The sequence below is a fragment of the Mycobacterium sp. IS-1496 genome (genome assembly GCF_001499995.1).
In the GTDB taxonomy this organism is placed as follows: domain Bacteria; phylum Actinomycetota; class Actinomycetes; order Mycobacteriales; family Mycobacteriaceae; genus Mycobacterium.
Genome location: NZ_LQIU01000001.1, coordinates 187,757 through 208,399, shown reverse-complemented (window position 1 = coordinate 208,399; position 20,643 = coordinate 187,757). Strand labels below are relative to the sequence as shown.

Genomic DNA, 20,643 nt, shown 5'->3' with positions numbered 1-20,643 from the left:
CGGAACGCTATCAGCGGACGTACACGTCGCCGTCGCCGAGCCGGGATGCCGCGTCGAGCAGCATCGCCGCCTCCTGGCGCTTCTCGGGCACGTCGGGGCTGAACCGGCGTCCGTCCGGCCGCTCGTACATCGGCCGCCCGCCGGCGATCGCCGACGCCAGCCTGCGCTGACCGGCCAACGTGCGCCGCTCGGCCCGCGCCAGGTACTCATCGCGCTGCTCGGGAGCCAGCGTCGACAGGAACGCCTGCGGATGCACCAGTGCGATCAACCCGGAGACGTGACCGAACCCGAGGCTGGTCACCAAACCGGCCTTCAGCGGGAACTTCTCGCCCATCCGCAAGGTCTCCCGCGGCCAGACGAAGTGCCCCGAGGTGGCCATCTCGTCGTCGACACAGTCCAGGCTGCGGTTCGGCGGGATGACCCCGTCACGCAGCACCTGGCACAGGCCCATCATCTGGAAGACCGCCGCGCCGCCCTTGGCGTGCCCGGTCAGCGTCTTCTGGCTGACGATGAACAGCGGCGCCCCGTCGGACCGCCCCAGCGAGTCGGCGAGCCGCTCGTGCAGTTCGGTCTCATTGGGATCGTTGGCCAGGGTCGACGTGTCGTGCTTGTAGATCACCGAGATGTCGTCGGCGCCCACGCCCAGCTTGTTCAGCGAGCGCGCCAGCATCGAATCCTTGCCGCCGCGTCCGGCGCCCAACGCGCCGAGCCCCGGAGCCGGGATCGAGGTGTGCACACCGTCGGCGAAGCTCTGCGCGTAGGCCACGACCGCCAGCACCGGCAGGCCCATCTTGACCGCGAGGTCACCGCGGGCCAGCAGGATCGTGCCGCCGCCCTGGGCTTCGACGAAGCCCAGCCGGCGCCGGTCGTTGGCGCGGGAGAACTTCGAATCGCTGATTCCCTTGGCGCGCATCATCTCGGTGTCGGCGGTGGCCGCCATGTCACCGAACCCGATGATCGCCTCGAGTGTCAGGTCGTCGAAGCCACCTGTCACCACCAGTTCGGCCTTGCCGAGCCGGATCTTGTCGACACCCTCCTCGACCGACACCGCCGCCGTGGCGCACGCGCCGACGGGGTGGATCATCGCGCCGTAGGAGCCGATGTAGGACTGGACCACGTGTGCGGCAACGACATTCGGCAGGACCTCCTGCAGGATGTCGTTCGGCTTGTTCCGGCCGAGCAGGTTGCCGTGGTACATGGTCTGCATCGACGTCATGCCACCCATGCCGGTGCCCTGCGTGCTCGCCACCAGGCTGGGGTGCACCCAGCGCATCAACTCGGTCGGGGTGAAACCGGCCGACAGGAACGCGTCGACGGTCGCGACGATGTTCCACAGCGCCACCCGGTCGATCGAGTTCGCCATGTCCGGGGTGATGCCCCACACCGTCGGATCGAAGCCGGTGGGGATCTGGGCGCCGACAGTGCGCGACAGCTTGGTCTTGCGCGGGACCCGGACCTCGGTGCCCGCCTTCCGGGTCACCTGCCAATCCGACGACTCCGGAACCGGACGCACCACGGTGTGCTCGGGATCGACCTCCACGAACGCCCGCGCCTCCTCCTCGGAGGACACCACGAAGCTGAAGTCCTTGTCGAGGAACACGCTGACCAGCAGCGGCGAGGCGTGATCGGGGTCGATCGCACCGTCGTCGACGAACTCACGGATGCCGCACCGCTCCACGACCGCGTCGTGGTAACGCTCGACGAGTTCCTCCTCGGGCACCAGATCACCGCTCGCGGCGTCGTACCAGCCCGGCTTCGGATCGTCCTCCCACTTGATCATGCCTGTGGTCCAGGCCAATTCGAGGACACCGGCGGCCGACAGTTCGTTGTCGACCTCCATCTCGTAGCGCGTGCGCGACGACCCGTAGGGGCCGAGTTCGGCACCGCCGACGATCACGACCAGGTCGGCGGGGTCGACGTCGAGGTCGGCCCACTCCGGCGGCAGCGCCGGGGTGTATCCGCGCGGCGGCGAGGGCAGCGCGGCGATGGTGCCCGGCGCGGGCGCGTCGGCATCCTCGTCGGCGGCGTCGGCCGACATCTCCTCACGGGCCTTGGCGGCCAGTGCGGCCATGTCGAGTTCGATGTCACCGAGGCCGCCGGTCAGATCGGCCTTGATCGGCTCGCGGGCCGCAGCCACCTTCGACTCGATGTCGCACAGCGACAGCAGCATCGAGGCCATCTCCGCGGTCGTGTACGTCGTCACACCCGCTTCCTCGACCGCGCCGGCGATGGCGTCGTTGTGCCCCATCAGCCCGGTGCCCTTGGTCCAGCCGATCAGCGCGTGCGCCAGCGAAACCCGCTGCGCCCACGACGATTCGGCACTCCAGCGGGTCACCAGCGCGTCGAGGGCCGCCTTGGCTTCGCCGTAGGCTCCGTCGCCGCCGAACATGCCGCGGTTCGGGGAACCGGGCAGCACGACGTGCAGGCGGGAGGCGATGTCTCGCTCGGCGCCGATCGACGACAGCCCGCCGATGAGCCGTTGCACGGCCCACAGCAGCACCTTCATCTCCATCTCGGAGCGCGAACCGACCTCCGACATGTCCCCGGCCACGCGCGGCGCGGCGAACGGGAACAGCAGCGTCGGAGTCTGGGCGTCCTTGAGGTGGATCGACTGCGGCCCAAGGCTTTCGGTCTGCTCGGTACCGACCCACTTCACCAGCGCGTCGATGTCGGAGTACGACGCCATGTTCGCGGGCACCACCCACAGCTTCGCGTCGTAGCGCGCGTGGTCGCGGTAGAGCGTCTTGTAGAACGCCAACCGGGCGTCGTCGAGGCGTGACGTGGTGGCGATCACCGTGGCGCCGCCGTCGAGCAACTGCCCGACCACGGCCGCGGCGATCGAACCCTTCGAGGCACCGGTCACCACCGCGACCTCGTCGCTGTAGCGGCCCTTGCCGGGGTTCTCCGCGCCCGCCGCGATGCGGCCGAACAGCGACGCGTGCACGTTGCGCCCCGCCGCCAGCGCCTTGCCCTGCCACCAATTAGCCTGCGTGGCAACGACGTGGCCCGCGCCTTCGAAGCGCTCGGACAGCGTCGGCCAGTCGGTGTCGATGTCGTTCTCGTCGGCCAGCCAGATCTTGACCAGGTCCTCACGGGCACTGGCCCAGCGGTCGTCGAACACCACGGCCTTGCGGCCGTCGAACGCCGGCGCCACCAGACGCGGCCAGTCCGAACCGAGTTCGGCGGTGACCAGGTCGATCAGTTCGGCGTCGGTCGCCGTCGCCGGCGCCGTCACCGGGGCGTCCAGCCCCAGCTGGCCCAGCACCAGGCGGGCCGCGTTGGCCAGCACGCCGTCGCGTCCGGTGACCTGCTCGGCGAACTCGCCGAGCGCCGCCGAATCGACCACGCCGCCACCGGCGCCGCCCGCCGACGGAAGGGAGACCGCGATGCCCTTACGGCCGGCCACCGCGGCCACCGCCGCGTCGATCACCTTGTCGACCGTCGCGGCGTCGGCCAGCGCGCCGTCGTGCAGGCCGCCGAGGCTGCCGCCCCGGACGCTGCTGCCCTCGCGGGTGCCCAGCGCCACCTCGACCGTCACGTGCTTGGCCCAGCCGGCGCCGAGCTCCCAGGCCTTGCCGACACGCTCGGCGATGTACGCCGGACGCTTGCCCGAAGGCCCGAGCACCGTGCGCAGCTGATCGTTGATCGCGTCGGTGAGCACCGGGCCGAACGGCTTGTACGTGCGCGCCAGCTTGGTGACCTGACCCTTGAGCGCGCCGAGGTCGGCCTCCGCCGCACCGTCGATCGCACCGAGGTTCAGCTCCGAGCCCAGGTCGACCAGCATCTGGTTACGCCGCGACGACGCACCGTCGGTGATGGTCTCGATGGAGTCGAGCCCCTCGATCTGGTCGAGCCGCATCTTGGCCGACAGTGCGATCAGCGCCACCGTCGCGTCCGCGGCGTCGAAGGTCAGATCGTCCGGGCGCGGTCCGCCCGACGGGGCCGCGGGCGCGGCCGGGGCGGCGGGTGCTGCCGCAGCCGTCTCGACCGGTGCGGCCTCGGCGACCGGCGCCGCCTCCTCGGGCTCGGGCTCCGGATCGGTGTCGCTGGCGAACAGCACCGCGGCATCGCGCTCGGCGTTGAGCACCTCGACCGTGCTGTGCGAGTACTCCGGCAGTTTGAGCGTGTTGGTGGCCAGGCCGGACACCGTCGGCGCCGACTTCACGCCGATCTCCACGAACCGCTCCACTCCGAGTCCGCCCGCGGCCTCCTCGATGAACAGCAGGTCCTGGGTCTCGATCCAACGGACCGGGCTGGCGAACTGCCAGGCCAGCAGCTCGATGACGATCTTGCGGCACAACTCGATCGGCCGCTCGTTACGCCAGGTGTCGTAGTCGGCCAGGATCTCGTCGAGCGGTTCGGCAGGCACCAGATCCCGGATCTCCTGGATGAAGTCACGGTCCAGCGTGAACGGCCGAGGCACCAAGTTCGGGATGTAGCGGCCGACGACCAACTCCGGGTCACGGTCGCGCGGCAGCACCCGCTCGAGGCTGCGCCGGAAGTCGTCCACACCCACCCGCAGCACGCTGGAGTGGAACGGCACGTCGATTCCGGGCACCAGGATGAACGACCGCTTGCCGCCGCTAGTCTCGCGGCGACGCTCGACCTCTTCCTCCAGCGCCTCCAGACCACGAACGGTACCGGCGATGGCGTACTGCGAACCGCGCAGGTTGAAGTTCACGATCTGCAGGAACTCACCTGTGCGCGCGGCGATCTCGGCAACGAAGCTCTCGACGTCCTCGTCGGCGAGGTCGATCTGTGACGGCCGGATCGCGGCCAGCCGGTAGTTCGACCGGCCCCGCTCGTCGCGCGGCACGATGTCGTGCATCTTGGAGCCACGGTGGAACACCGCCTCCAGCAGACCTTCGAGTTCGATGACACCGGACACGCACGCCAGCGCGGTGTACTCACCCACGGAGTGACCGCAGGCGATCGCGCCTTCGACGAACGCTCCCTGCTCACGCATCTCGGCGACCTGGGCCGCAGCCGTCGTGGCCATCGCGACCTGGGTGAACTGCGTCAGGTACAGCACGCCCTCGGGATGTTCGTAGTGCACACCGGAGGCGATCAACGACGTCGGGTTGTCGCGGACCACATGCAGCACCGAGAAGCCCAGCGTCTCGCGGGTGAACTTGTCGGCCTGGTCCCAGATCTTGCGGGCGGCCTTGGACCGGGCCCGGACCTCCATGCCCATGCCCTTGGACTGGATGCCCTGGCCGGGGAAGGCGTAGACGGTCTTCGGCGCCGCCAACCGGGCGGTGGCCGACATGACCAGATCCGTGCCCACCTTCGCGGTCACCTCGACAACCTCGGCGCCGACGTCGATGCCGACGCGGTCGACGCGGAAGTCGATCTCGTCACCGGGCAGCACCATGCCCAGGAAGCGGGCGGTCCACCCCACCAGACGGGCGGGTGGGACGGCCTTGCCGTCGGTGGCGGTGACGACATGCTGGGCGGCGGCCGACAGCCACATGCCGTGCACGATCGGCGACTCCAGCCCGGCCAGCAGCGCGGCCGCGCGGTCGGTGTGGATGGGGTTGTGGTCACCGGAGACCACCGCGAACGGCCGCATGTCGACCGGCGCACCGACCGTGACGTCGCGGCGGCGCCGGCGCGGGGTGTCGGTGGCGTTGTCGGAGATCGCGCCGCCGGCACGGGCCGGGTCGGTCAGTTCCGCCGGGCCGGTGCGGCCGCGGATCGCGAAGCGCTCCTCGAGGGTGGCCACAACGGTGCCGTCGGCGTCGGCGACGGTGACCGACACCGGGACGACGCGACCGACCTCGGTGTCGGTGGCCGTGCCCGCCGTCGCGGTGACGGTCAGCTCGGCGCGCCGCTCGGGCAGTGCCGCGACCAGATGGGCGCCGTGGTCGAGGTGCACCAGGCTCAGCAGACCCTCGACGACTGGGAAGCCGCTGTCGGTGGCGGCGGAGCCGATCGCGGAGAAGACCGCGGGCCAGCAGCGCCCGACCAGCGCGTCGGGCACGACCGTCAGCGTCGGCGCCAGGGGGGCGCCGAAGGTGGCGGTGACACCGGTGTGGTCGGCGACGAGTTCGGGATCCCACGTGAAGGTGGCGGTGGCGGTCCCGTCCTGGACGGGCGGCAGCGCGTCGGGGCCGTCGACCCCGGCGGCGATCGCCAACACGGACCGCATCGCGGTCGCGGCGTCCTCCGTGGTCACCAGCGGGGCGCCGCCGGTGCGGATCACGTCGGTCAGGGTGAAGCGGATCTCGATCCAGGTGCCCGACAGCGGGACACTCAACGTCACGTGCTGATCGTCGGCCACCTCGAGGCGGGCGCCGGTCGACGCGTGGGTCGCGGTGCGGCTCTGGTCGCGCACCTGCCAGTCGGCGGGGGCGGCGATGCGGTGCACCGGGTTGACGGCCGTGCGGCCGGCCCACAGCACATCCGGGGCGTCGAGCAGCACCGCGAGCGGGCCGTCCACGTCTGCGCGGCCCTCACGGCGGCTGATCACCGGCTGCGGGTCGCCGTCGGCGAGCACCTCGTCGGCAGCCGCCTGCTCGAAGCGGTCGAGCAGGTCGCCGACGGGCTCGTCGACGCGGGTGATGCCCGCGACGGCGGCGGTGCCGGGGATGATGCAGACCTGGTCGGCGGTGTAGCGGGCGTCGTGCGCCTGCCACAGCGAGTCGCTGCGCCACCAGCGGCGCACGTCCTTGTCGATGACCGGAACGAAGTTGACCGGCTTGCCCAGCGTCTTGCACAGCTGGACGAAGAACGGCACGTCCGCCGGGTGCAGCAGCACGGTCTCCGCGTCCGGGTAGCGGTTGGTCAACGCCTCGATCGCGGCCTGCGGGTTCTCCAGCAGCGCCTCGTCGGCGAAGAGCGTGTCGATCGGTCCGGAGTCCTGCGGGTGCAGCCGGGCCTCGGCGCGCTGCAGCATCTGCGCGAACCGGTCGCGCCAGGTGATGTCGAGCCACGGCGAATCGGCCCGGCTCGTATCGGCGGTGCTGTCGCCGTCGCCGATGGCGAGTTCGACATAGCGGGCCAGCCACTGCAGGTACGTCATGTCCGCGACGTCACCGAAGTACGGCTTGGCGGTCGCGGCCATCGCGGCGATGATCTCGTCGCGGCGCTCGGCGACCGCATCGGCGTCGCCGGCCACGTCGTCGAGCAGGCGGCCGCAGCGCGATGCGGCGTTGTCGATCTCGTGGATGTCGGCGCCGAGCTGGCTGCGCCCCGACGCCATCCCGCCCTGCGCCTTACCCGCGGCGACCCACTGATCGGTGCCGGTGGTGTCGACCAGCAGCTGTTTGACCGCCGGGGAGGTGGTGGCCTCGAGCGCGGCCATCGCCGCGGTGCCGACCAGGATGCCGTCGACGGGCATCACCGGGAATCCGTAGGCCTGCGACCAGCGGCCGGACAGGTACTCCGCGGCCCGTTCGGGGGTGCCGATCCCGCCGCCGACGCAGATGGTGATGTTGGAGCGCGAGCGCAGCTCCGAGTACGTCGTCAGCAGGAGGTCGTCGAGGTCCTCCCACGAGTGGTGGCCACCGGCGCGACCTCCCTCGATGTGCACGATGACCGGTTTGGTCGGGACCTCGGCGGCGATGCGGATGACCGAGCGGATCTGCTCGACGGTGCCCGGCTTGAACACGACGTGGCTGATGCCGATGCCGTTGAGCTCGTCGATCAGGTCGACGGCCTCCTCGAGCTCCGGGATGCCCGCGGTGACGACGACGCCGTCGATGGGGGCACCGGACTGGCGGGCCTTCTGCACCAGGCGCTTGCCGCCGAGCTGCAGCTTCCACAGGTACGGGTCGAGGAACAGCGAGTTGAACTGGATCGCGCGCCCCGGCTCCAGCAGCGTGGTCAGCTCGGCGATGCGGTCGTTGAAGATCTCCTCGGTGACCTGCCCGCCGCCGGCGAGTTCGGCCCAGTGGCCGGCGTTGGCGGCGGCGGCGACGATCTTGGCGTCGACGGTCGTCGGCGTCATCCCGGCAAGCAGGATCGGCGAGCGGCCGGTCAGGCGGGTGAACTTCGTCGACAGCTTCACCGAGCCGTCGGGCAGCCGCACGGCGGTCGGGGTGTAGCTCGACCACGGCCGGGCCACCTCGGGCACGGCGCCGACGGTGAACAGGTTGCGCTGGCCGCCGCGGGTCGCGGCGGGCACGATGCCGACACCGAGGCCGCGGATCACCGGCGCGGTGAGCCGGGTGAGGATGTCGCCGGGCCCCAGGTCCAGGATCCAGCGGGCGCCGGCGTCATGGAGGTCGGTGACCTCGTCGACCCAGTCGACCTGCTTGACGAGGATGGCCTCGGTCATCTGGCGTGCGAGGGCGACGTCGATGCCGACCGCCTCGGCCCACCGGGCGACGATGTCGATGCCGTCGGCGAGCCGCGGCGTGTGGAAGCCGACCTCCACCTGGACGGGGTCGAAGGCGGGTGCGAAGACCGCGCCGCCGCGCAGCTTGTTCTTGCGCTCGGCCTCTTCCTTCTCGGCGATCTGGGTGCAGTACAGCTCGAAGCGCGACAGTTGCTCGGGGGTGCCGGTGATGACGACCGAGCGGCGGCCGTTGCGGATCGACAGCACCGGCGGCAGCACGGTGCGCACGTCGGAGGAGAACTCCTCGAGCAGCTCGTAGATGCGCTCGGGATCGGCGTTGGTGACCGAGACCATGGGCGGGCGGTCACCGAGGACCGTGATGCCCCGACGACGGGCCACCAGCGTGCCCGCCGCGCCGATCAGCTGGGCCAGCGCGAGCAGCTCGACGTCCCTGGCGCCCCGGGCGGCCAGCGCCTCGACGGCGAGGACACCCTGCGAGTGCCCGGCGGTCGCGACCGGCGGCGTCTCGAACAGGTCCATGCCCTGGCGGGCGAGTGCGCGGACGGCGGCGACCTGGGTCAGCAGGACACCGGGGACGGAGACCGCCGCGGACGTCAGCTGCTTGGCGGTCGGAACCGGTTCCTCCGCGGCCAGTGCGCGCACCCACCGCAGCGGCTCGAAGCCGATCGGACGGACGACGACCAGTTCCCTGGCCACCGGTTCCAGCAGCAGTTCGGCCTCACCGGCCAGGGTGGCCAGTTCCGACTCGATGCCGGTCGAAGACACCAGCTCCTCGAGAGTCTCCAGCCACGCGCTGCCCTGCCCGCCGAAGGCCACCGCGAACGGTTCCCCCGCGGTCAGGCGATCCACAAGCGCATGGGTGGTCTTGGCTCCGGACTCGTCGTCCCAATCCGTCGAAACCCTGTCATGCTCGTAAATCGTCACTTCGCGTTATCTCCCTCGGTGATGCTCTCGCGCCCGCGTGTACTGCTCGCGAACGTCGGTGTATCGGGTGGTCTGCGGCGGGCCCGCGCTCCCCTGCGGCGGGCCTGCGGCGATTCGGCGTCGAATCCGGCTGGTCGCTGTCGCGAGCGGACCTCTCCCGACGTCTGCCTGCGGACAACCCAGCCCCACTAAGAGTGGCATAAGAAGGAGCGGCTCCCGGGCCACCGAATCGGTTACTGGCGAGTTCTACGCTCGGGTAACCAGCGCTTGGGTAACACGCTGTTCAGATGGCGCGCACGGCTTCCGGGACAAACGTCCTGCTGGCGGGTGGTTACGGTCGAGTAGCTATAACTCCGCTGATCAACGCATTATCGTTACCAAATCGTTATCTGAATTTTTCGGTACTCGAATGGCGTGGTCAGGGCCGCAAATGGGTCGACAGTCCGGGCCGATCTGTTCGGTCGACGGCCGGGATCGGGTCGAGGAGTTTGCTGCAGTTACTTACTGATCGGTAAGGTTTCTAGTCCCACTGGCCGAACTGAGGCTTCAGGATGTGGTTGAGGTCCACGCCGATGCCCGCGACCTTGCGTTTGTCGATCTCCACCTGGTGCAGGTGCGCGGCCGGGGCGGCGACCCGGCCCGGCGAACCCCAGTTGTGCTGCCAGAAGTATGTGCCGAGTCCGTCCTGGATCGCCCACTCGATGGTCTTCGAATTCGCGTAGATGCCCACGCGCTGGCGGCCCAGCACCGCTTCCCATCCCTTGAGATAGGGCGCCACCTGCTGTTTGTACTGCTCGAACGTGGGGTCGTCGTCGATGGAGGCGTAGATCGGGGCGCCGTAGGAGCCGCCCGCGGCGACGTGCAGCTCCCAGCCGCGTTTGGCGTGCTGCACACCCGCGTTCTGGCCGCCCAGCCAATCGGCGGTCTCGGCCTTCCCGAATTGGTAGCACGAGACGATCTTCAGCCCGTTCTGGTACAGATCGCGCGCCTCGGGCAGCAGAATCGGCTTGCCCAGCATCCACGCCCCACCCGGTCGGCGGTCCGAGACGTACCGGATAGCTCCGATGGCTCCGGACGCGCGGATGTCGGAGGCTTTGAGCACGCCTGCGGCGTAGTCGAGCAGAACTCCCAGCGGGGCGGCCGCGGCCGGGGGTGCCAGCGCCGAGGCGACGGCGTGCAGGCCGGCGCCCATGCCGAGGACGGCAGGAGCGGCCGCTTTCAACACCTGACGCCGCGAGATCGACACGCGACACAGATTACGACGGGCGCCCCGTCTTTCACATCAACGCCACCCGTCACATGGGCATCAATTTCCCCTGGACACCGGGCGCGGCGGCGCATGCCGGTCGGCCGATCCGTCACCGCGCCGCGATGCCATCTGCGCATGCAGCGCCTCGTCGAGGTGGCGCGCGACGAGCCTGTTGGCCAGTTCTCGGTAGTCCTGGACCATGCGGTGCATCTCCAGGGGGTCCGGGGTCCGATCGGGGCCGAACCGCGCCTCGATGCACTCCTGCAGCGCGTCGGCCACCACGCCGGCGAGGGTGTCGACATCGCGGCGGGTGGAGGCCACGATGCGCAGGATGGCCCGGATGTAGAGCATCGGGTCGGCCGCCCGGGCGACGATCCCGGCGATCGCCGGATCGCGGAACACGACCCTGCCGTCGACGATCTCGGCGAGGCCGTACGCCACGAGCCGGCCGGCCTCGTCGCCGGCGGGGTCGAGGTCGAGGTCTCGGACGGCGTCAGGGGTGTCGTCGCGCCGGTCGCCGGCGGTGAACAGCGAACGCTGCAATCCGAGAATGTCGGCCAGGTCGGCGCCGGCCCGCATGCTCGCGAAGAACTCCGCGATGTGCGCGGAACTGAACCCTCGGCGCAGCAGCTGGTTGATCGTGTCGAGCTGCGCCAGGTGAAAGGGGTTGTAGAACGCAGACCGGCCCTGACGGCGCGGCGGGTCGAGCAGACCCCGCTCCCGGTAGGCGCGGATGTTGCGGGTGCTGACGCCCGAGATCGCCGACAGTTCGTTCAGCCGGTACTCGACCACGTCCACGATCCCTCCTCCCGCGCGTCACGCCTCGAACCGCGGCACAAATCACTGTACCCGCGGTACGGGGAAACTAGCGAACTTGTCCCGACTTCTCCTGCAAATCGGATGCGCCGCCGCTCACAGCCATGATCAGGAACAACATCGAACCTCACGGTGGCCAATTGACATGTGTGTGCATTTTCAGCCAACTCAACGACGGCACCCGGTCATCGACGCAGCGTGCTCCCAGCGAAGGTCACAGCAGATCGGGTCGTGAGCACGGTCGTGCGTGGGACACGATGGAAGGGACACATCAGCCAATCGACGGAGGGTCCGAGTGCGCCCCTGGATCGTGTGGGCCACCGGACTGCTGGCCTACATCGTCGCGGTGATGGACCGCACCACCCTGGGGGTTTCCGGTCTCGACGCCGCCGAGCGCTTCTCCGCGACGCCGAGCGTGCTGGCCACCTTCGTCGTCCTGCAGGTCGTGGTCTACGCCGGTGCGCAGGTGCCTGCCGGGGTGCTGCTCGACCGCTTCGGATCCAAGGTGCTCATCATCGCCGGGGCCGCCTTGATGGCGTCCGGTCAGCTGACGCTGGCGGTGAGCGAATCGTTGCCCGCCGCCATCGCGGCCAGGGCGGTTCTCGGGCTCGGGGATGCGCTCACGTTCATCTCCGTGCTGCGTCTGGTGCCGCACTGGTTCACGCCGAAGCAGGTCCCGCTGGTCACGCAGCTGACCGGGATCTGCGGCCAGCTGGGCCAGGTCCTGTCAGCCGTGCCGTTCCTGGCGGTCCTGGGGGTCGCGGGCTGGCAGACGGCCTACACGTCGGTGGCCGCACTGGGCGTGGTGTCGCTGGTGCTGACGCTCCTGCTGGTCAAGGACACGCCTTCGGGCAGGCATGTGCCCGAGTCGACCGGCACGGTCGGTGACACGTTGCGCAGCGTCAAGACCGTGTGGCTGCGACCGGGCACCCGGCTTGGCTTCTTCACCCACATGGGCACCCAGTTCTCGGTGACGGTGTTCGCGCTGATGTGGGGGGTGCCGTACCTGACCGTCTCGCAGGGACTGTCCACCTCGGCGGCCGGAACGCTGCTGTCGGTCTCCGTGGCGTCGGCCATCGCCTCGGGGATCGTCATCGGCATCCTAACCGGCAGGCATCCGCACCGCAGGTCGTGGCTGGTGCTCGGGATCATCGGGTCCAACGCGCTGGTGTGGACGGTGGTGCTGGCCCTGCCCGGCCCGGCGCCGCTCTGGTTGCTCGTGACGCTCGTGGTCGTCATCTCGGTCGGCGGCCCGGGCTCGATGGTGGGCTTCGACTTCGCGCGCACGTTCAATCCGAGCGCCACGCTGGGCACCGCCCAAGGCATGGTGAACATGGGCGGGTTCCTCGCGTCGTTGCTCGTGATGCAGGCGATGGGCCAGATCCTCGACGCAGCAGGTGGCTATTCGTTCGAGTCGTTCCGGTGGGCGTGGACGGTCCAGTACGCGGTGTGGACGCTGGCCACCGTCGGGATCCTCATCACCCGGGGCAAGGCCCGCCGGGAGATGCGGCGCGAACAGGAACGCATGCTGCTCGAGACCTTCGAGGCCCACCCGGCCCCGCGCGGCGAGAGCTAGCGTTTGCGAGCGGACTGGCGCCGGTTGGCCTTCTTGATCGCCGAGACGAGTTCGTCCTTGGTCATGGTCGAACGGCCTGCGATCTCCAGGCGCCGCGCGACGTCGACGAGGTGCTTCTTCGACGCGTTGGCGTTGACGCCCTCGGCGGTCTCGCCCTTGGCATTCGGCCCGCCGCTCTTGGCCCGCTTGTCCGACGGACCCTTCTCGTCCTTCGGCTCCCAGTGGTCGCCGACCTTCTCGTAGCTGTGCTTGAGGGCGCTGTAGGCCACCCGGTGCGCCCGCTCGCCCTCGCCGTACTCGTCGGCCGCCGAATCGTGGGCCTTGGCGAATGTCCGCTGCGCCTTGGCGTCCGACTTCTTCAGGGTGCTGGGCAACTCACTCTTCTTGGCCTGACCGCTCTTCGTGGTCTTGGGCATCGTGGCCTCCCGTGTCTGTCGACTCCTCCCGGGCTACCCCTGGGCCGGCGCAGACAAACGGCCGGCTCAGCTTCGCCCGGCCCGCTGCGGCGAGCACCGGTGCGGCGGTGACGATCATCAGACCCCACGTCATCGGCACCCCGCCCGCGACTGCGGCCACCGCGACGACCAGCGCAGCGGTCGCCATCGCCGTCGAGATCACCGCCGTGGACACGCGATCGACAGCGAGCAGGATCCGCGACACCTCGACGAGCAGCACGTAGACGCCGACCGGCACCGCGACCGACAGCACCGTGCCCGTCGCACCCAGCGTCGAATGATGCTCGATGAAATAGGCCGCGGTGTGCAGACCTGCGCCGGTGCCCACGATCGCGCCGAACACCGGGATGTGCAGGTAGCCGAACAGGAACGAACGGTCGCGGCGCTCGTGCAACCGCACCCCGAACGGCTCCGCGAAGTACAGCCACCACATGCCGAACGTCAGCGCGGTGCCGGCGACGGCGACGAGGACGGCCTCGACCGACCAGCCCTGCGCCTCGACCGCGGCGGTCAGCGAGGCGACCGTGCCGACCACGCCCTCCCCCAGCGCGATGATGGCCAGTAGCCCGTACCGTTCGGCGATGTGATGGGCATGCCAGGGTGTGCCGCCCATCCGTCGTTCGGCCAGCAGCGGACCGGACATCTCCGTCAGGGCGAGCAGCGCGGCGATCACCAGACTGACCGTGACGGATGTGTCGACGAAGATCGTCGCGATCCAGCCGAGCTGCGCCACGGCCACCGCGGCCGCGTAGGTGAGGCATGCCGCGCGGCGCGACGGGTCCTGCCGCGCAGCGCGCAGCCACTGCGCCACCAGCGCGATCCGCATCACCACGTAGCCGGCCACCACGATCCGGGAATCGAGATGCCCGCCCTCGTCGATGGAGGCCGACAGCTGCGGTAGGCCGAGCGCGAGGATGAGCACGCCGATCATCTGGACCATCGTGGTCAGGCGGTAGACCCAGTCGTCGGTGTCGTACGCCGACGCGAACCAGCTGAAGTTGATCCACGCCCAGCTGACGGCGAAGGTCGCGAACAAGAACCCAGCCAGGGCACCGCCGATGTGCCCCTCGGCGAGCAGGTGCGCGAACTGCGACGCGGCGACGCCGAACGCCACTACGAACGTGAGGTCGAACAGCAGCTCGAGCGGTGTCGCGACGCGATGCGCCTCGTGCGGGTCACGCCCGCGCATGGGGCGGATTCCCCGCCGCTCGTCGGTGGTCATCCCCGAAGTGCGCGCGGAACGGGCTCAGTGGAGCGAATCGTCAGCACGCACCGATTGTCACACCGGGTCGAAGGCCGAGATCAGCCAGGCGCCGTCGACCTTGGCCAGGCCGACCTTCACCGCGCTCGCGGCGTACGCGCCGTCCGGATTCTCCTTGCTCGTCGTCGTCTGGTTGATGAAGAGCAGAACCTCCGCGGACTCCGGCTGGATCTCCGACACCGCGGCCTGGACCACCGAGGCGTCCGTCTTCACCGACTTCTGCTTGGCCGCCGGCGTGACGATCTCCTCGGTGAACTGCGTGTAGTACTCCAGGAAATCGCCGGTGAGGCGGGTCTTGGCGGTGGCGAAGTCCTGCTCGAGGGTGTCCGGGGAGTACGAGAGCAACGCCACCGAGCCCTCCGTGGCGGCGTCGAGGGCCACCTTCGCGGCCTCGGGACCGGTCTCCTGGTCCACGCGGAACTGGGTGAAGAACAACCAGGCCGCCGCGCCCACCGACGCCACCAGCGCGACGGCGAGCGCCGCAGCGGCGATCTTCGGCCCGCGGCGCCGCGACGGCCCTGACGGCTGCGCCGGGTGCGCCGCCCCGTCGTCTCCGACGGTGTCGTCGGCTGCGTCGAGTTCCACGGCCGACGACTCGGCGTCGGACACCTCGGGTTCGCCCGTCACGTCGAGCGCGTCGTCGTTCTTCTCGGTCACGGCACGAACTCGACTTTCGACATCTTGATCTGGTCTCCGTCTCGGTCGAGGTCAACGGCCAGCCGCCACGACCGGGGATCTTGGCGTGCGCCCGTCGAGTTGGTGATCTTCGAGGTGGCCGACACCAGCACCAGCGCGGAGTCCTCGTCCATCTCCTTGACCGCCGCGGAGTTCACGGTGACCTCGGTGATGACCTTGGACTCCTGAGCGACCTGGGCGAACGCCTCGGCCTGCGACTCGAACTCCTCCTTGAACTGCCCGGTGGAGTTGTCGATGATGCGCTGCACGTCTTCCTCGGCCTTGTTGAAGTCCAGCGACATCAGGCTCACCACACTCTGCCGCGCGGCCGCCGCGTACTCGGCCGCGCGTTGCTGCTCATCCGTCGCCTGCCGGTGATGCCACACCATGTAACCGCTGGCGGCCAACGCCGCGCAGATGACGAGGACGGCCGCGCCGACGGCGGCGCGTTTCCAGCTCAGCCCGGGCAGTCGGCGCCGCCGGGTGCGGGTGGCCTCGGGCTGCACGGCGGCGTCGCCATCGGGTTCGCCGACGGTGTCGGCAGCCGAGGTCTCGACCCCGGAGGTGTCGGTACCGGTGTCGTCGGCGGCAGAGGCCTCCGCGTCAGCGGCCTCGGCGTCAGCGGCCTCGGCGTCAGAGGCATCGGGGTCAGGGGTGTCGGGGGTGCCGTTGCCCTTGGCCGCCTCTGCGGCCGCCGCTTCCCGGCGCAGCCGGATCGCCCGTGCCCGGGCCCGGGCGGCCGCGGCCGCCGCTTCGGCCTCGGCGGCTTCGGCCTCGGCCTCCTCGGCGAGGGCCAGAGCGTCGTCGACCTCCTCCGCACGTCCGGGCTGTGGCGCCGGCTCGGAGACGCGCTCCGCGTCCAGCACCGATGCTCGACGTTTGAATGACGGCACGGCGACCTCCTTCTCTGCACTGCTAGTCGTGAGAATGCCGTTCTTCAATTTTGACTATGGACCCGACGATACCGGATCGCCACCGGCCGCAACACCGCCTTTGCCAGCGGAAATGCCGTTTACGCGTTGTGCGAGCGCTCAGCGGGTTCGGCGCGGAGCCGGTCTTTCATCACCTTGCCGGTGGCGTTCAACGGTAGCGCGTCGAGAAATTCGACCGAGCGCGGAACCTTGTAGCCCGCCATCCGCTCCCGGCTCCAGGCGATCAATTCGTCCTCGGTGGGGCGGTGTCCGGCGTCGCGTAACACCACGAACGCCTTGCCCACCTGGCCCATCCGCTCGTCGGGCACTCCGATGACCGCGGCCTGCGCCACGTCGGGGTGCTCGAGCAGGAAGCCCTCGATCTCGGCCGGATAGGCGTTGAACCCGCCGACGATGAACATGTCCTTCTTGCGGCCGACGATCCGCAGCCGGCCGGCCTCGTCGAGCGTGCCGAGGTCGCCGGTGTGCAGCCAACCCTGCTCGTCGATGGCCTCGGCGGTGGCCGCCGGATCGTCGAGGTAGCCCTGCATGACGCTGTAGCCGCGGACCAGTACCTCGCCGTCGTCGGCGATCCGCACCTCGATCCCGTCGCAGGCGGTGCCCACGGTGGTCGCGATGTCGGTGAACGAGTCGCCGGGGCGAGACAGCGTCGCGGTCCCCGCCTCGGTCAGCCCGTAGCCGGTCGCGATCGTCTGGAACGGCAGTTCCTCGTGGATGCGGCGGATCAACTCGACGGGGATGTCGGCGGCGCCGGTGACCCCTGCCCGCAGCGTGGCCAGCTTCGACTTGTCCGGTACCGCCAGCAGCGAGTGGTAGAGCGTCGGCGGCCCGGGCAGCATCGTGACCCGCTCGGCGGCGATGAGGTCCACGACGGCGTCGACGTCGAACACCGGCACGGGCAGCACGGTGGCCCCGCGGATCATCGACGCGATGCAACCGGCCTTGTACCCGAACGTGTGGAAGAACGGGTTGACGATCAGGTAGCGGTCGCCCCGGCGCAGATCGGCCAGGTCGCACCACTCCTCGTAGAGCCGCAGCGTCTGCTGGTGGTTCATCATCACGCCCTTGGGCCGTCCCGTGGTCCCGGACGTGTAGATGATGTCGGCGATGTCGGTCGCTGCGACGCCCGGGTGCTCGAACGGCTCTGCGGCGCAGAGGAAGTCGGATTTCAGGTCGATTGCGGGCACGTCCGGCGGGACCTCGAAGTCCTGTCCGAGGAATCCGGGCTGCACCAGCACGGCCCGTGCCCCGCTGCGCCGGATGACGTCGGCGGCCTCGTCGGCCTTGAACCGGGTGTTGACGGGGACCAGCACCCCGCCCGCGGTCAGCAGCCCGAATGCGGCGATCATCCACTCCGCCGAGTTGGGCGCCCAGATCGCCACCCGGTCACCCTTGGCGATGCCGAAGCCGGCGAACGCGCCCGCCGCACGGCGGACGCGTTCGGCCAGTTCGGTGAACGTGAGGCGCAGCGGACCGTCGACGACGGCTTCCGCGTCGCCGAACCGGTCCGCCGTGCTCAGGACCATCTCGGGGATGGTCTCCCACGTGTGGCGGTACGTCACGTCGTGACGAGACGTCCCAGGTTGCCGCCCATGATCTTCGCCTGGTCCTCGACGGACAGGTGCTCGAGCGCGGTCACGTAGTGCGTCGGCTCCGCCAGGCCCTCGGGGTGCGGCCAGTCCGAACCGTAGAGCACCTGGTCCACACCGATGAGGTTGATCAGGTCGTCGATGCCCTCCTCGTAGAACGGGCTGACGTAGATGCGGTTCTTGATCTCCTCGATCGGGTTGCCGAGGAAGGCTTCGGGTGCCTTCTTCCAGACTTCGGCCATCGAGTCCAGAAGCGGGAACATCCACTTCGACCCCGCCTCGACGATGCCCACCTTGAGCGTCGGGAAGCGGAACAGCGCACCGTGGATGACCCACGAGGCCACCGCGTCCTGGATCGGACGCCACTCGTTGAGGATGCCCATCGCGTTGGTCTGGAACGGCAGCATCTCCTGCTGGGCACCGTCCCACTCCGAGGTGTAGCGCGAGTAGCCGCTGTCGCTGGAGTGCATGCCGACGAAGATGTCGTGGTGGACGACCCGCTCCCAGAACGGGTCGAACTCGGGCAGCGCGAACGACCGGGGGCCGCGGAAGCCGGGCACCGGGGCGGGACGGATCAGGATGGCGCGGGCCCCCCGCTTGACCGCCCACTCCAGCTCCTCGATCGCCTTCTCGACGATCGGCAGCGTGATCACCGGGGTGGTGAAGATGCGGTTCTGGTAGTTGAAGCCCCACACCTCGTGCAGCCACTCGTTGAGCGCGTGGATGATCACGTGGATGGCGACGGGATCGTCGGAGAGCCGCTCCTCGATCAGGCTGGCCAGCGTCGGGAACATCAGGCTGCGGTCGACACCCAGTTCGTCCATCACCTTGATGCGCGGCTCGGGCTCGAAGAACGCCGGGATGGCCTTCATCGGCTCACCGAACAGTTCGCGCTTGCTCTTGCCGTCCGGGTTGCCGAACTTGAAGTATTCCTCCCACGCGCCCGGCTTCGCGACCACCGAGAAGGTGGGGTTGGGGATGTAGTTGCTGATCTGACCCTTGAGGGCGATCTTGGTGCGGCCGTTGACCTCGACGTACTGGACGACGTCCTTGTACTCCTTGGGCAGGTACTTGGTCATCGCCTCCGGCGGCTCGTAGAGGTGATTGTCCGCATCGAACAACGGGAACGGGATGTCGACCCGGTGTGACAGTTGACCCATGGAAAACTCCTTTGCTTATCGGGAGAATCGTATTCTCATTACGAGAAGGCTGCAATGTCCTGTATTGAGCTGCACTGACGGATCCGCTCGCGGATGAGCACCTTCTGGACTTTGCCGCTGGCGGTGCGGGGGTAGTCCTCGACGACCCGGTGCAGTTCCTCGGGCCACTTCTGACGGGCGACACCGGCCCGGTCGAAGTGCGCCCGGACCTCGTCGAGGGTGGGCATCTGGTGACCGCTGCGGATGCGCAGCACGGCGGCGGCGTGTTCGCCGAGCCGGGCGTCCGGCGCCGATACGACAACCGCCTCGGCGACGGCGGGCATGGCCAGCAACACCTCCTCGACCTCGAGGGCGCTGATGTTCTCCCCGCCGCGGATGATCACGTCGGCCTTGCGGTCGGTGATGGTCAGGTACCCGTCCTCGTCGAGGACGCCCACGTCACCGGTGTGGTACCAGCCGTCCGCGTCGAAGGCCCTGGCGGTCAGGGCCTCGTCGGTGTAGCCCAGGCAGAGGTCGGGTCCGCGCGAGAGGATCTCGCCGTCCTCGGTGAGCCTGATCTCCACCCCCGGCCGCGGGTCGCCGTCGGTGTAGAGCCGCTTGTCCTCCGGTGCGCTCGGCCGTGATCCGGTGATCGACGGATGTTCGGTGCTGCCGTAGGACCGGAACACGAACAGCCCGAGATCGGCCAGTCGGCGCGTCACCGCGGCGGGGACCGTCGAGCCGCCGAGCCCCACCGTCGAGAAGCGCTCGACGTGGGCGGGGGTGCAGTCCGGATGGTCGAGCAGGCTGGTGACGAAGTACGGCGGGCCTCCCCCGACGGAAAGGCCTTCGGACTCGATCAGGCCGAGCACCTTGCCGGGATCCCAGACGTCGCACAGGTCGATCGGCGAGTTCTCGAGCACCGGGATCAGGAAGGCGCCGACCATCCCGATGAAGTGTCCGACCGGGGTGGCCGTCAGCTGACGACCTCGGTCGGGCGGGTAGTTCGCGAGCAGCTGCCGCGTCTCGAACCCCAGGGTCTGGTGGCTGTGGATGACGCCCTTGGGATCTCGGGTGGTGCCGGAGGTGAACGCGATCAACGCGGGGCCGGCCGGGTCGGTGTGAATGGTCTCGGCCATCGGCTCGTCGTCGAACAGTTCCTCGAAGCTCGTCTCGCCGACCAGCCCGACGATCGGCACGTCCGCGCACAGATCCGGCTGAAACGTCATGCGCCCGAACTCCGGGGCGGTGATGAACACCTTGGGCCGAGCGGTCGTCATGATGTGGCCGAGTTCCTTACGGCCGTAGAAGTGCACGATGGGCACGACCACCGCCCCGAGGAACGCCGAGGCCCAGAACGCCGTGGCCGCCTCTGCCCAGTTCGGCAGCTGCAGCGCGACGACATCGCCGGGCCCGACACCGCGCCTGCGGAGGCCGGCGGCCAATCTGCGGGCCTGCAGTTCGACGTCGGCGAAGGTGCCGCGGTACGGGCGCACGTCGGAGTGCACCGAGAAACCGGTGTCCGGCCCGGTCGCCAGGTGCCGGGCCAGGAGTTCCCCGAGAGTGTCGGCGGTCCACCACCCCTCGTCCTGGTAGCGCTTGACCAACTCGACCGGAATTTCGCGCATAGCCCTCTTACTGTTCGAGCACGCAGCTCCACGGCAACGTCACCGGACCCCACCTCTGCGGTGATGTTATTCTCCCACTGCGAGAATGCCAATACCG

General features: G+C 69.4%; 11 protein-coding genes. 1 reads left to right on the top strand and 10 read right to left on the bottom strand.

The window, feature by feature from the left end; genetic code table 11:
- Positions 1-10: 10 nt before the first annotated feature.
- From AU195_RS01015 to AU195_RS01005, 3 genes are all read right to left on the bottom strand, one after another.
- Positions 11-9,226: a type I polyketide synthase gene (locus tag AU195_RS01015; protein WP_059157183.1), complete on the bottom strand. Its 9,216-nt coding sequence runs from the start codon at positions 9,224-9,226 to the stop codon at positions 11-13.
- 520 nt (positions 9,227-9,746) lie between these two features.
- Positions 9,747-10,472: a DUF1906 domain-containing protein gene (locus tag AU195_RS01010; RefSeq protein WP_172800432.1), complete on the bottom strand. Its 726-nt coding sequence runs from the start codon at positions 10,470-10,472 to the stop codon at positions 9,747-9,749.
- A gap of 60 nt (positions 10,473-10,532) precedes the next feature.
- Positions 10,533-11,273 carry a MerR family transcriptional regulator gene (locus AU195_RS01005; RefSeq protein ID WP_286149076.1) on the bottom strand — a complete coding sequence of 247 codons (741 nt, stop codon included), beginning with the start codon at positions 11,271-11,273 and terminating at the stop codon, positions 10,533-10,535.
- Positions 11,274-11,586: 313 nt separating this feature from the next.
- On the opposite strand from AU195_RS01005, the gene AU195_RS01000 reads away from it, so the two are divergent.
- Positions 11,587-12,867, top strand: a complete 1,281-nt coding sequence (locus AU195_RS01000) for an MFS transporter (protein WP_059157181.1) — start codon at positions 11,587-11,589, stop codon at positions 12,865-12,867.
- On the opposite strand, the gene AU195_RS00995 is transcribed toward AU195_RS01000, so the two are convergent.
- The 7 genes from AU195_RS00995 to AU195_RS00965 all read right to left on the bottom strand — a co-directional run bounded on the left by AU195_RS00995 (position 12,864) and on the right by AU195_RS00965 (position 20,546).
- Positions 12,864-13,283 carry a ChaB family protein gene (locus AU195_RS00995; RefSeq protein ID WP_059157180.1) on the bottom strand — a complete coding sequence of 140 codons (420 nt, stop codon included), beginning with the start codon at positions 13,281-13,283 and terminating at the stop codon, positions 12,864-12,866. The two genes, AU195_RS01000 and AU195_RS00995, sit on opposite strands and share 4 nt — an antisense overlap.
- The gene (locus tag AU195_RS00990; RefSeq protein ID WP_286149075.1) at positions 13,243-14,544 is read right to left on the bottom strand and encodes a low temperature requirement protein A; all 1,302 of its coding nucleotides are present in this window, start codon (positions 14,542-14,544) and stop codon (positions 13,243-13,245) included. Before AU195_RS00990 ends, AU195_RS00995 begins: the two co-directional genes overlap by 41 nt.
- Before the next feature lie 57 nt (positions 14,545-14,601).
- Positions 14,602-15,240, bottom strand: a complete 639-nt coding sequence (locus AU195_RS00985) for a hypothetical protein (protein ID WP_059157179.1) — start codon at positions 15,238-15,240, stop codon at positions 14,602-14,604.
- Positions 15,237-16,151, bottom strand: coding sequence for an Rv1363c family protein (locus tag AU195_RS00980; RefSeq protein ID WP_059157178.1), 915 nt, complete (start codon positions 16,149-16,151; stop codon positions 15,237-15,239). Before AU195_RS00980 ends, AU195_RS00985 begins: the two co-directional genes overlap by 4 nt.
- A 119-nt stretch (positions 16,152-16,270) precedes the next feature.
- The gene (locus AU195_RS00975; RefSeq protein ID WP_059157177.1) at positions 16,271-17,752 is read right to left on the bottom strand and encodes a FadD3 family acyl-CoA ligase; all 1,482 of its coding nucleotides are present in this window, start codon (positions 17,750-17,752) and stop codon (positions 16,271-16,273) included.
- Positions 17,749-18,939, bottom strand: a complete 1,191-nt coding sequence (locus AU195_RS00970; protein WP_011561038.1) for an amidohydrolase family protein — start codon at positions 18,937-18,939, stop codon at positions 17,749-17,751. Before AU195_RS00970 ends, AU195_RS00975 begins: the two co-directional genes overlap by 4 nt.
- 38 nt (positions 18,940-18,977) lie before the next feature.
- Positions 18,978-20,546 (bottom strand): AMP-binding protein, encoded by a 1,569-nt coding sequence (locus AU195_RS00965; RefSeq protein WP_059157176.1) that lies wholly within the window; start codon positions 20,544-20,546, stop codon positions 18,978-18,980.
- Positions 20,547-20,643: the final 97 nt, after the last annotated feature.

Bases quoted from the DNA above. Each gene is read 5' to 3' on its own strand.
- AU195_RS00990 (WP_286149075.1), bottom strand. From the start codon at position 14,544: ATGACCACCGACGAGCGGCGGGGAATCCGCCCCATGCGCGGGCGTGAC.
- AU195_RS00995 (WP_059157180.1), bottom strand. From the start codon at position 13,283: ATGCCCAAGACCACGAAGAGCGGTCAGGCCAAGAAGAGTGAGTTGCCC.
- AU195_RS00965 (WP_059157176.1), bottom strand. From the start codon at position 20,546: ATGCGCGAAATTCCGGTCGAGTTGGTCAAGCGCTACCAGGACGAGGGG.
- AU195_RS00970 (WP_011561038.1), bottom strand. From the start codon at position 18,939: ATGGGTCAACTGTCACACCGGGTCGACATCCCGTTCCCGTTGTTCGAT.